At 60.7% G+C, this 12,037-nt stretch carries 8 protein-coding genes; 3 read left to right on the forward strand and 5 right to left on the reverse strand.

The window, feature by feature from the left end:
• Nucleotides 1–60: 60 nt before the first annotated feature.
• A complete protein-coding gene (locus HX793_RS25325; protein ID WP_177094411.1) occupies nucleotides 61–1,293 on the reverse strand; it encodes an NADH:flavin oxidoreductase/NADH oxidase family protein in 1,233 nt (410 codons plus the stop codon).
• A 71-nt stretch (nucleotides 1,294–1,364) separates the two neighbouring features.
• Here HX793_RS25325 and HX793_RS25330 point away from each other — a divergent pair, with 71 nt between their 5' ends.
• The gene (locus HX793_RS25330; RefSeq protein WP_016979708.1) at nucleotides 1,365–1,769 is read left to right on the forward strand and encodes a MerR family transcriptional regulator; all 405 of its coding nucleotides are present in this window, start codon (nucleotides 1,365–1,367) and stop codon (nucleotides 1,767–1,769) included.
• Between the two features lie 97 nt (nucleotides 1,770–1,866).
• Here the strand turns inward: HX793_RS25330 and HX793_RS25335 are convergent, their stop codons facing one another.
• The gene (locus HX793_RS25335; RefSeq protein WP_016979707.1) at nucleotides 1,867–2,364 is read right to left on the reverse strand and encodes a DUF934 domain-containing protein; all 498 of its coding nucleotides are present in this window, start codon (nucleotides 2,362–2,364) and stop codon (nucleotides 1,867–1,869) included.
• On the reverse strand, nucleotides 2,348–4,006 hold the full coding sequence (locus HX793_RS25340; protein WP_016979706.1) for a nitrite/sulfite reductase: 1,659 nt from the start codon (nucleotides 4,004–4,006) through the stop codon (nucleotides 2,348–2,350). The genes HX793_RS25335 and HX793_RS25340 overlap by 17 nt, the downstream gene beginning before the upstream one ends.
• 411 nt (nucleotides 4,007–4,417) lie before the next feature.
• On the opposite strand from HX793_RS25340, the gene HX793_RS25345 reads away from it, so the two are divergent.
• Nucleotides 4,418–5,479, forward strand: a complete 1,062-nt coding sequence (locus tag HX793_RS25345; protein WP_177094412.1) for an ABC transporter substrate-binding protein — start codon at nucleotides 4,418–4,420, stop codon at nucleotides 5,477–5,479.
• Here the strand turns inward: HX793_RS25345 and HX793_RS25350 are convergent.
• Nucleotides 5,476–5,694, reverse strand: a complete 219-nt coding sequence (locus HX793_RS25350) for a DUF2970 domain-containing protein (protein ID WP_177094414.1) — start codon at nucleotides 5,692–5,694, stop codon at nucleotides 5,476–5,478. The genes HX793_RS25345 and HX793_RS25350 overlap by 4 nt on opposite strands.
• Before the next feature lie 52 nt (nucleotides 5,695–5,746).
• On the reverse strand, nucleotides 5,747–9,457 hold the full coding sequence (metH, locus tag HX793_RS25355; protein ID WP_177094423.1) for a methionine synthase: 3,711 nt from the start codon (nucleotides 9,455–9,457) through the stop codon (nucleotides 5,747–5,749).
• Nucleotides 9,458–9,623: 166 nt separating this feature from the next.
• Between metH and HX793_RS25360 the strand changes: the two genes are divergently transcribed.
• On the forward strand, nucleotides 9,624–11,915 hold the full coding sequence (locus tag HX793_RS25360; RefSeq protein ID WP_016979700.1) for a fatty acid cis/trans isomerase: 2,292 nt from the start codon (nucleotides 9,624–9,626) through the stop codon (nucleotides 11,913–11,915).
• The last annotated feature ends 122 nt before the right edge of the window (nucleotides 11,916–12,037 follow it).

The raw sequence follows: 12,037 nt of genomic DNA on the forward strand, positions 1-12,037 counted from the left end.
AGTGAGGTTAAAAACTGCTGATCAATAGGGGACAGTTCGATCACGGCGGATGTTCATCCTTTAATGTGAAGATTGCGTCATGGCCGCCCGGTACTGCCGGGTACGCCGCGCCAGAAACCATTGGTCGCGCACCAACGCCATGCACGGCGCAACATTGGCCTTGGGCAAATGGCCGCGGCTGAGGCGGCGCATCTGGTAGCGCACCACGGCGAGGATGGCGAGGGAGGCCAGGGGTTTGCGCTTCCAGTCGATGGGCTTGAGTTGCGGGTTGGGGTCGAGGCCCTCGCGCCAGTGTTGGATCAGTTGCGGCTCCAGCGTCAGGGCAGTAGCGATCCCGGCCATGGCGACGCCACTGTCCAGTACCTGTTGCACGATGGGCAGGCGGCGGATGCCACCGGTGACCATCACCGGCATCTTGGCGATGGTTGCCAGTTGGCTGGCGAACTCCAGGAAGTACGCCTCCCGTGCCAGGGTGCGGCCGTCACGCGCTTCGCCTTGCATAGCCGGTGCTTCGTAACTGCCGCCGGATAATTCCAGCAGGTCGATGGGCAGCGGGTTGAGCATTTCGACCACGGCGCGTGCATCGGCTTCTGCAAAACCGCCCCGTTGGAAGTCGGCGGAGTTGAGTTTGACGGCGACACAAAACGACGGGCTGACGTTGGCGCGTACCGCATGGATCACTTCCAGCAACAACCGCGCGCGGTTCTCCAGGGCGCCGCCCCAGCGGTCGGTGCGCTGGTTGCTCAACGGCGACAGGAACTGGCTGAGCAAATAGCCATGGGCGCCGTGGATCTGTACACCGGTAAATCCGGCTTTTTCGGCCAGGCGTGCGCTGGTGGCGAAGCGTTGGATCACGTCCTGGATGTCGCCCTCTGTCATGGCCTTGGGTGTGGCAAACATCTTCGAGAAACCGCCCAGGTCGAGCGCCACGGCGGACGGTGCAATGGCTTGCTGGCGCAGGTTTGCCGGCGTCTGGCGGCCTGGGTGGCTGAGCTGAACCCAGAAGTGCACGCCGTTGCCACGGGCCACGTCGGCCCACTCGCGAAAGCTCGCCAGGTGCTGCTCATCTTCAAGGGCCACGCCACCGGGGCCGGTCATGGCGCGGCGGTCGACCATCACGTTGCCGGTGATCAACAAGCCAGGCTCGCCCTGCGCCCAGGCCTTGTACAACTGCTTCAGTTCAGGGGACGGGGCCTGATTGCCATCGGCCATATTTTCTTCCATCGCGGCCTTGGCGATGCGGTTGGAGAGGACTTGGCCATTGGGCAGTTGCAGGGCTTCAAAGGGTGACATGGGTTGACTCCTGAACGGGGGAGGCCTCAGGCTAAGCTTAAAGTTAACTTTAATGTCAAGCGGGTGCGGCGATGAATATTGGTGAGCTGGCAAAGCAGAGTGGGCTGGCGGCGTCGCGGATCCGCTTTTATGAGGCCGAGGGGCTGATCAGCCAAGTGGGGCGCCAGGCCAATGGTTATCGGCGTTATGCACCAGAGGCCCTGCAAACCCTGCAACTGATCCAGAGCGCGCAACAGGCAGGCTTTACCTTGCAGGAACTCAAGGCGCTGATGCCGGCGCCGGGCGAGCACAAGCGCGAGGAGTTGATCGAGGCGCTGGAGCGCAAGGTCGCGCAGATCGAAGAGATGCAGGCGCAGTTGGCTCACAGTAAGGCGCAGTTGTTGGGGGTAATCGAGGCGGTACGGGCGCAGCCGGAAGGTGTGCCGTGCAGCGTAGGGCAAAAGCAGGTATTAGGAATGATCAGCGAGAACCTGTAGGAGCGAGCTTGCTCGCGAAAACCTCACAGACAACACGCTCATCCAGGACTCACGCGTTATCGTTGACGATCTTCGCGGGCAAGCCCGCTCCTACAGTTTATTGGCGACGACGGAACAGCGGCAGTGGTTCATCCGTGGCGGCCTGGTACGTCACCGAGAAGTCCTTGAGGCTTTCCAGCGCTTCGTACGGGTCTTTGTCGGCGCGCAGGGCGAAGGCATCGAACCCGCAGCGGCGCAGGTAGAACAGTTGGTCGCGCAGTACATCGCCAATCGCGCGCAGCTCGCCCTTGTAACCGTAACGGTCACGCAGCAGGCGCGCGTTGGAGTAGTTGCGGCCGTCGGTGAACGCCGGGAAGTTCAGCGCGATAACCTGGAAGTGTTCCACGTCGTCACCGATTTCTTCGGCTTCTTCCTCTGCATCCAGCCATACGCCCAGGCCGCCATCGCGCGCCTTGAGAGCGTGCGCGTGTTCGCGCCACAAGGCCAACGGCACGATCAGGTCATCGCAGTTGGAAATGCCGTCGAAACTCGCGTCCTTGGGCAGCAGGTGCCAGGTTTCGTCGAGGACTTCGTTGTTCTTAATGATTCGCTGCATAGACGCGCTCCTTGAACAGGTCGATGCCGATGCGCTGGTAGGTGTCGATGAAACGCTCATCTTCGGTACGCTGTTCGATGTACACATCGATCAACTTGCCGATCACCTCAGGCATGGCTTCCTGGGCGAAGGATGGGCCGAGGATCTTGCCCAGGCTCGCATCGCGGCTGGCGCTGCCACCCAGGGACACTTGGTAGAATTCTTCGCCTTTCTTGTCCACGCCCAGGATGCCGATGTGGCCGACGTGGTGGTGACCACAGGCGTTCATGCAACCGGAGATGTTCAGGTCCAGCTCGCCGATGTCGAACAGGTAGTCCAGGTCGTCGAAACGGCGCTGGATCGATTCGGCAATCGGGATCGACTTGGCGTTGGCCAGGGAGCAGAAATCGCCGCCCGGGCAGCAGATGATGTCGGTCAGCAGGCCGATGTTCGGCGTAGCGAAACCGCCTTCGCGCAGCTCGCCCCACAGGGTGAACAGTTGGCTCTGTTCAACGTCCGCGAGGATGATGTTCTGCTCGTGGGAGGTGCGCAGTTGACCGAAGCTGTAGCGCTCGGCCAGGTCGGCGACGGCGTCCAGCTGCTTGTCGGTGATATCGCCCGGTGCAACACCGGTCGGTTTCAGCGACAGGGTCACCGCGACATAACCTGGTTTCTTGTGCGCCAGGGTGTTGCGGCCACGCCAGCGGGCGAAACCTGGGTGTTCTTGGTCCAGCGCTGCGAGCTCGGCGTCCTGATTGCTCAGGGCTTTGTATTCAGGGTCGACGAAGTGCTTGGCGACGCGGTGCACTTCAGCTTCGGTCAGGGTGGTCTGGCCGCCGCGCAGGTGTTCCATCTCGGCGTCGACTTTCTGGGCGAACACCTCTGGGGTCAGCGCCTTGACCAGGATCTTGATCCGGGCCTTGTACTTGTTGTCACGGCGGCCGTAGCGGTTGTAGACCCGCAGGATCGCATCGAGGTAGCTCAACAGGTCCTGCCACGGCAGGAACTCGTTGATGAAGGCGCCGACCACCGGGGTACGGCCCAGGCCGCCACCGACCAATACGCGAAAGCCCAGCTCGCCAGCTTCGTTGTGCACCGGCTCCAGGCCGATGTCGTGCACTTCGATGGCCGCACGGTCCGAGGTCGAGCCATTGATGGCGATCTTGAACTTGCGCGGCAGGTAGGCGAATTCGGGGTGGAAGGTGGTCCATTGACGGACGATTTCGCACCAGGGGCGTGGGTCGATCAGCTCGTCAGCGGCCACGCCGGCGAATTGGTCGGTGGTCACGTTGCGCAGGCAGTTACCGCTGGTCTGAATGGCGTGCATCTGCACGGTGGCCAATTCAGCCAGGATGTCCGGCACATCTTCCAGCGCCGGCCAGTTGAACTGGACGTTCTGGCGGGTACTGATGTGGGCATAGCCTTTGTCGAAGTCGCGGGCAATCTTGGCCATCATGCGCGTCTGGCGCGACGTCAGTTGGCCATAGGGCACGGCCACCCGCAGCATCGGCGCAAAGCGCTGAACATAAAGGCCATTTTGCAGGCGCAGAGGGCGGAACTCTTCTTCGCTCAGTTCACCTGCCAGATAGCGTCGGGTCTGATCACGGAACTGCTTGACGCGGTCCTCGATGATGCGCTGATCGTATTCGTCGTATACGTACATATAGGTCCTGTTCTCGGCAAATCTGCGCGCACGGCCGCGCACTCCCAACGGAGCCGGCGCACGATACCAGTTTGCGTTTATGCGCAAAAGTGATGTTTGAGTATATGCAAATAACCAAATCGCCTAATGAGAACCGTTATCGCCATACCCACATTTGTCATGCGGGCAATCATCAACTTTACTGTGCTCGTGTCTTCGTGCAATCACCTATAAAACCGACAAGAGGCGATGCGATGAGCAATCCGACAAAAGCCCGTAAACCCGACAGTACCGTTGATGCCTGGGCCATCCTGTTCCTGATCATTCTGGTCGTGGGAACGGCCGTGTTCTGGGTAAGCCACCAGTAAACAGCCTCGATTGACTGTCGTAATGCCACTATCATGACGGTCAAACTTCAAGGCTTGAACATCCATGTCGAAGGTGCTGATTGCGTGTGTGTGGTTGCTGGGATCGGCGTATGGGGCCATGGCCCATGCCACGTCGGTGGTGTTTCTCAACCCTGGCATGTCGACGGAAACCTTCTGGGTCAGCTACGCGCAATTCATGCAGGCCGGTGCCAAGGACCTCGGCTTGCATTTGCGTGTGCGTTATTCCGAGCGCGATGCAAATAACACGCTGAATCAGGCGCGCGAAGCACTGCAAGGCAGCGAGCGGCCGGATTACCTGGTACTGGTAAACGAGCAGTACGTTGCCCCGCAGATCCTGCGCATGGCCCAGGGCAGTGGGGTGAAGCTGCTGATCGTGAACAACGCGCTGACCGCCGATCAGGTGCAATTGCTCGGCAACAGTGCAGGCTGGATCGCCAGCATGGTCGCTGACGACGAACAGGCCGGCTACCTGATGCTCACCGATCTACTGCGCCAGCACGGTCCGGTCGCAGCCGGTGAGACCATCGACCTATTGGCATTCTCTGGCACCAAAACCACCCCGGCCGCACAGTTGCGCGAACAGGGCCTGCATCGCGCCCTGGCCGAGCACCCTGAAGTACGCCTGCGTCAATTGGTCTACGGCGAATGGAGTCGCCAGCGCGCCTTCGAGCAAGCCACGCTGTTGCTCAAGCGCTACCCGCAAACCGCACTGGTGTGGACGGCCAACGACGAGATGGCGCTGGGTGCCATGCAGGCGTTGCAGGGCAGCGGACGCGTGCCGGGCCAGGAGGTGTTGTTCAGCGCGGTGAACAGTTCGCCGCAGATCTTGCAGGCGCGGCTGGAGGGGCGCTTGAGTACGCTGGTCGCCGGGCATTTCACCCTGGGCGGGTGGGCGATGGTGTTGATCAATGATGATGCCAAGGGCGTGGATATCAGCGCCCATGGTGGGCGTGACCGCCAGGAAGCGCTGTTCCAACTGATAGACGCCCCGCAGGCACAACGCTTGCTAGGGCCCACGGCGCCCGTTGATTTTCGCGCACTGTCTGCCGTGGGCAAGCCGGTGTCCTACCGTTACCCGTTCAGCCTGCAACTGCTGCTGCGTTAGACACCGGCCATCAGCAGCACCAGCTTGACGATGCCGAATAGCGTCAAGGCAAACACCGCCGTAAACAGAATACCCAACACCACAAAGTGGCTGGGTTTGCCGTGGGTGAAGTCGCGGGCGCGGTTCTTGCCGCTTTGCACGCCAAAGGCGGCTGCCATCACGCTGTGCAGCATCTGCCAGAAGGTAGGGGGCTTGTTGTTGACTGGATCGTCCATACATCCCTCGACACAAGGTGTGTGAGGGACAGCATAGACAATCCCGCCGGGCTTAGTTGTCGTAACCCAGGTTCGGCGCCAACCAACGCTCGGTCACGCTCAGGTCCTGGCCTTTGCGCGCTGTATAGCTCGCCACCTGGTCCTTGTCGACCTTGCCCACGGCAAAGTACTGCGCCTGCGGGTGGGCGAAGTACCAGCCGCTGACCGCCGCCGCCGGGAACATCGCGTAGTGCTCGGTAAGGAACACGCCACTGCGACCCGCTTCCATCTCGCGAGCCTCGGGGTCGAGCAGTTGGAACAACGTGCCTTTCTCGGTGTGATCCGGGCAGGCCGGGTAGCCCGGGGCAGGGCGGATGCCGCTGTACTGCTCCTTGATCAGCGCTTCGTTGTCCAGTTGCTCGTCCTTGGCGTAACCCCAGTAGTCTTTACGCACTTGCTGGTGCAGCCATTCGGCGCAGGCTTCGGCCAGGCGGTCGGCCAGGGCCTTGACCATGATCGAGTTGTAGTCGTCGCCCGCATCTTGGTAGGCCTTGGCCACTTCTTCGGCGCCGATGCCAGCGGTGGTGATGAAGCCGCCGATGTAATCGGTCACGCCGCTGTCCTTGGGCGCGACGAAGTCGGCCAGGGAGAAGTTCGGCTTGCCGTCGGTCTTGATGATCTGCTGGCGCAAGTGGTGCAGTCTGGCGATCGGCTGGCCGTCGTCACCGTAGACTTCCAAGTCATCGTCCTGCACCTGGTTGGTCGGCCAGAAACCGAACACGGCACGGGCGCTGATGAGTTTTTCGTCGATCAGCTTCTTGAGCATTTCCTGGGCATCGGCGTACAGCGCGGTGGCGGCTTCCCCTACGACTTCATCAGTCAGAATGCGTGGGAATTTTCCCGCCAGGTCCCAGGATATGAAGAACGGCGTCCAGTCGATGTACTCGGCCAGTACGTTGAGGTCGATATTGTCCAGCACCTTGGCGCCGGTAAAGGTCGGCACTACCGGCGTGTAGGTGCTCCAGTCGAACTGCGGCTTCTTGGCGATGGCCGCCGGGTAGCTGAGGCGCTCGGTGCGGGCGCTGCGGTTTGCGGTGCGCTCGCGCACTTCCACGTATTCCTCGCGGGTACGCTCCACGAAGCCGGCTTTCAGCTCCTTGGACAGCAACTGAGTCGCCACGCCGACTGCACGCGAGGCGTCGGTGACATACACCACCGCATCGTTGCTGTACTTGGGCTCGATCTTCACCGCCGTGTGCGCCTTGGAGGTGGTGGCGCCACCAATCATCAGCGGCAGGTGGAAGTCCTGGCGCTGCATCTCGCGAGCCACGTGCACCATCTCATCCAGGGACGGCGTGATCAGGCCGGACAGCCCGATGATGTCGCACTTCTGCTCCTTGGCCACCTGCAGGATCTTCTCTGCCGGCACCATCACGCCCAGGTCGACAATGTCGTAGCCGTTGCAGCCTAGCACCACGCCGACAATGTTCTTGCCGATGTCGTGCACGTCGCCTTTCACCGTGGCCATCAGGATCTTGCCCTTGGCTTCCGGCTTGTCGCCTTTTTCCAGCTCGATGAACGGAATCAAGTGCGCCACGGCCTGCTTCATCACACGGGCGGATTTCACCACCTGGGGCAGGAACATTTTGCCCGCGCCGAACAGGTCGCCGACGATGTTCATGCCGGACATCAGCGGGCCTTCGATCACTTCGATCGGGCGTGCGAACGACTGCCGCGACTCCTCGGTGTCTTCAACAATATGGGTGGTGATGCCTTTGACCAACGCGTGTTCCAGACGCTTGTTCACGTCCCAGCCACGCCATTCCTCGGTCTCGGCCTCTTTTACGCTGCCGTCGCCCTTGTACTTGTCAGCGATGGCGAGGAGGGCGTCGGTGCCGTCCGGCGTGCGGTTAAGTACCACGTCTTCAACTGCGTCGCGCAACTCGGCCGGGATCTGGTCGTAGATCTCCAACTGGCCGGCGTTGACGATGCCCATGGTCAGGCCGTTGCGGATCGCATACAGCAGGAACACCGAGTGGATCGCCTCACGCACCGGGTTATTGCCACGGAACGAGAACGACACGTTGGACACGCCGCCGGAGGTCAGCGCGTACGGCAGTTCGTCACGAATGTAGGCACAGGCGTTGATGAAGTCGACAGCGTAGTTGTTGTGCTCTTCGATACCGGTGGCGACCGCGAAGATGTTCGGGTCGAAGATGATGTCTTCCGGCGGAAAGCCGACTTCATTGACCAGGATGTCGTAGGAGCGTTTGCAGATCTCTTTCTTGCGCGCTTCGGTGTCGGCCTGGCCGGCTTCGTCGAACGCCATCACTACCACGGCGGCGCCGTAGCGCTTGCACAGCTTGGCGTGGTGGATGAACTGCTCCACGCCTTCCTTCATGCTGATGGAGTTGACGATGCCTTTGCCCTGGATGCATTTGAGGCCAGCCTCGATCACGTCCCACTTGGAGGAGTCGATCATGATCGGCACGCGGGAGATGTCCGGCTCGCCGGCAATCAGATTGAGGAAGGTCACCATGGCCTTCTTCGAATCGAGCATGCCCTCGTCCATGTTGATGTCGATCACCTGGGCGCCGGCTTCCACCTGCTGCAGGGCGACTTCCAGGGCTTCGGTGTAGTTGTCCTCGCGGATCAGGCGGGCGAACTTGGCCGAGCCAGTGATGTTGGTACGCTCGCCGACGTTGACGAACAACGAGCTGCGATCAATGGTGAACGGCTCCAGGCCCGAGAGGCGGCAAGCCTTCGGGATATCCGGGATCTGGCGCGGCGCGTAACCGGCGACGGCCTTGGCGATGGCTTCAATGTGGCCCGGCGTGGTGCCGCAGCAGCCGCCGACAATGTTGAGGAAGCCGCTCTGGGCGAATTCTTCGATGACCTTGGCGGTTTCCGAGGGCAGTTCATCGTACTCGCCGAACTCGTTTGGCAAGCCAGCGTTGGGGTGCGCGGAGACGTGGGTGTTGGCCTTGTTCGACAACTCTTCCAGGTACGGGCGCAGCTCGCTGGCACCCAGGGCGCAGTTCAGGCCCACGGAAATCGGCTTGGCGTGGGCCACGGAGTTCCAGAATGCTTCGGTGGTCTGGCCCGACAGGGTGCGGCCGGAGGCGTCGGTGATGGTGCCGGAGATCATGATCGGCAGTTCGATGCTCAGTTCCTCAAACACACCTTGCACGGCAAAGATCGCGGCCTTGGCGTTGAGGGTATCGAAGATGGTCTCGATCAGGATCAGGTCGGCACCGCCTTCGATCAGGCCTTTGGTGGCCTCGGTGTAGTTTTCCACCAGTTCATCGAAGGTCACGTTGCGGTAGCCGGGGTTGTTCACGTCGGGCGACAGCGAGCAGGTGCGGCTGGTCGGGCCGAGCACGCCGGCGACGAAACGCGGCTTGGCCGGGTTTTCTGCGGTCTTGGCGTCGGCGATCTTGCGCGCCAGGCGTGCGCCTTCTACGTTTAGCTCATAGGTCAGTTCTTCCATGCCGTAGTCGGCCATGGAGATGCGCGTGGCATTGAATGTGTTGGTTTCGAGGATGTCGGCGCCGGCATCCAGGTAGGCCTTTTCGATGCCGCCGATCACGTCCGGGCGGGTGATCACCAGCAGGTCGTTGTTACCCTTGACGTCGCTTGGCCAATCGGCGAAGCGTTTGCCACGGTAGTCGTTTTCCTCAAGCTTGTAGCTCTGGATCATCGTGCCCATACCGCCGTCGAGGATCAGGATACGTTCCTTGAGGGCTTGATGAAGGGCTTGCAGACGAACGCTACGATCGGACATGGGACTACTCTGGTCAGGCATTTCGGAGGGCGTGAATCATAACAAACCTGTGCCGATTTAGAGCATGCGCAGTTTTTGCATGAATATCGTTCATGTTGCTGTAGGGTGTGGCCCGGTAGAATCATCGGCAAATTTTCAGCGTACGCTTCGGATCGGAACCGGATACATGTCACTTCGTCTTATTGTCAGCGCCGCGCTGTTGCTGATTGCCAGCACCTCCCAGGCACAAAGTCCTGCCCCCGCGATTTCCTATACCCGCGATATCCAACCGATCTTCACCGAGAAATGCGTGGCCTGCCATGCCTGCTACGACTCTGCCTGCCAACTGAACCTGGGCAGTGGCGAAGGCGCTGCCCGAGGCGCCAGCAAAGTGCCGGTCTACGATGGTGAGCGCAGCCAGGCGACGCCAACCACGCGGCTGTTCTATGACGCCTTCGGCAAGCAGGCCTGGCAGCAGAAAGGCTTCTATTCGGTGCTGGACGCCCAAGGCAGCCAGGCCGCCTTGATGGCGCGCATGCTGGAGTTGGGCCATAACGCACCGCTGCAACCCAACGCCAAGCTGCCCGAAGACATCGTACTGGGCCTGAACCGCGAAAACATGTGTGCCATGCCGGGCGAATTTAATGCCTACGCGGGTGCCCATCCCAAGGAAGGCATGCCGCTGGCGGTCACCGGCCTGACGGACCAGCAGTATCAGACCTTGCAACGCTGGCTCGCGTCCGGCGCGCCGATTGATGAACAAGGCTTGGCGCCGAGTGCCAAGGAAGCCCTGCAGGTGCAGCAGTGGGAAAACCTGTTCAACCAGCCCGGAGCGCGGGAAAGCCTGGTAGCGCGCTGGTTGTTCGAGCATTTGTTCCTCGCGCATATCTATTTTGAAAACGGCGAGCCGGGGCATTTTTTCCAGTGGGTACGCTCGCGTACACCCAGCGGCCAGCCGATCGACCTGATCGCCACCCGTCGTCCCAACGATGACCCTGGCACCCGTGTGTATTACCGCCTGTGGCCGGTGCAGGGCGTGATCGTGCATAAAACCCACATCACGTACCCGTTCAGTGCCGAGAAGATGGCGCGCATCAAAGCGCTGTTCTACGCCGGCAACTGGCAGGTCGACGCGTTGCCGGGCTATGGCCCAGGCCGTCGCGCCAATCCGTTTGAAACTTTCGAAGCCATTCCGGCCAAGGCGCGCTACCAGTTCATGCTGGACAACGCCGAGTACTTCGTACGCACCTTTATCCGTGGGCCGGTGTGCCGTGGGCAGATTGCCACGGATGTGATCCGCGACAACTTCTGGACGTTGTTCCAAGACCCGGACCACGACCTGTACATCACCGATGCGCGCTACCGCGGCCAGGCCACGCCGTTGCTGGCCATGCCGGGGCAGAACGATGATGTTGGCAGTGTGCTCAGCCTGTGGCTGGCTTATCGCGACAAGCGTAATGCATACGAGGCCCTGCGCCGCGACAGCTACGCCGACTTGCCGCCGCCAAGCTGGTCGAGCCTGTGGGCCGGTAATGACAATGCCTTGCTGAGCATTTTCCGCCACTTCGACAGCGCTTCGGTGACCAAAGGCTTGATTGGCGAGGTCCCGCAGACGATGTGGTTGTTCGATTATCCATTGCTGGAGCGCACCTATTACCAACTGGCGGTGAATTTCGATGTGTTCGGCAATGTGTCGCACCAGGCGCAGACCCGGCTGTACTTCGACCTCATCCGCAATGGTGCCGAGCAGAACTTTCTGCGTCTGATGCCGGCTGATTCCCGCAATGACTTTATGGATGATTGGTATCAGAACAGCGGTAAACTCAAGCTGTGGCTGGACTATGAGGCGATTGATGACGATAAGCCTACCGGCCTGCACCTGAGCGAAAACGATCCGAAGCGCGACTTTGCCAACCAGTTGCTGGCGCGTTATGGCGATTTGAATGCGAGTCCGGATCCGATCAACCGTTGCATGGGTGCCTATTGTTCCCGTGATGGTGTCGACCCCGCCATTCAGGATGCGGAGCAGGCGCTGAGCCGTCTGACTTCACGCCCGGCCGCTGGGCTCAAGGTCATTGATCAGCTGCCTGAAGCGACGATGCTGCGGGTTGAGACTGCCAGTGGTCAGCGGGTGGTCTACAGCATGTTGCGCAATCGTGCGCACAGTAATGTGGCGTTTCTGTTGGGTGAGGCTTATCGCTATCAGCCGGGCCTGGATACGGTGACGATTTATCCTGGTGTGCTGAGTAGCTACCCGAACTTTATGTTCAATATTCCGGCCCAGGAAGTGCCGGAGTTTGTCGCTGAGATGGAGCGGGCCAAGGATGCCAAGCGGTTTGAGAAGATTGTGGATCGTTGGGGGGTGCGGCGTAGTCATCCGCTGTTTTGGCAGTATTTCCATGATTTGTCGGCGTACATTCGTGAGACTACGCCGGTTGAGGAGGGGGTGTTGGATATGAATCGGTATGAGAATTTGTGAGGGGGGCGTACATATCCGTTATTTAGGTGACGGCTGCTTATGGTTCCGCCCTTACGGCGGGTCACTTTTGGAAAGGCCCAAAAGTAACCAAAAGGCCTTCGCCCCAACACTCGGTGCCTCGC

Origin of the sequence: Pseudomonas reactans, from assembly GCF_013387025.1 — a bacterium.
GTDB classification, from domain to species: domain Bacteria; phylum Pseudomonadota; class Gammaproteobacteria; order Pseudomonadales; family Pseudomonadaceae; genus Aquipseudomonas; species Aquipseudomonas reactans.

Bases quoted from the DNA above. Each gene is read 5' to 3' on its own strand.
- HX793_RS25325 (WP_177094411.1), bottom strand. From the start codon at position 1,293: ATGTCACCCTTTGAAGCCCTGCAACTGCCCAATGGCCAAGTCCTCTCC.
- HX793_RS25330 (WP_016979708.1), top strand. From the start codon at position 1,365: ATGAATATTGGTGAGCTGGCAAAGCAGAGTGGGCTGGCGGCGTCGCGG.
- HX793_RS25335 (WP_016979707.1), bottom strand. From the start codon at position 2,364: ATGCAGCGAATCATTAAGAACAACGAAGTCCTCGACGAAACCTGGCAC.
- HX793_RS25340 (WP_016979706.1), bottom strand. From the start codon at position 4,006: ATGTACGTATACGACGAATACGATCAGCGCATCATCGAGGACCGCGTC.
- HX793_RS25345 (WP_177094412.1), top strand. From the start codon at position 4,418: ATGTCGAAGGTGCTGATTGCGTGTGTGTGGTTGCTGGGATCGGCGTAT.
- HX793_RS25350 (WP_177094414.1), bottom strand. From the start codon at position 5,694: ATGGACGATCCAGTCAACAACAAGCCCCCTACCTTCTGGCAGATGCTG.
- metH (WP_177094423.1), bottom strand. From the start codon at position 9,457: ATGTCCGATCGTAGCGTTCGTCTGCAAGCCCTTCATCAAGCCCTCAAG.
- HX793_RS25360 (WP_016979700.1), top strand. From the start codon at position 9,624: ATGTCACTTCGTCTTATTGTCAGCGCCGCGCTGTTGCTGATTGCCAGC.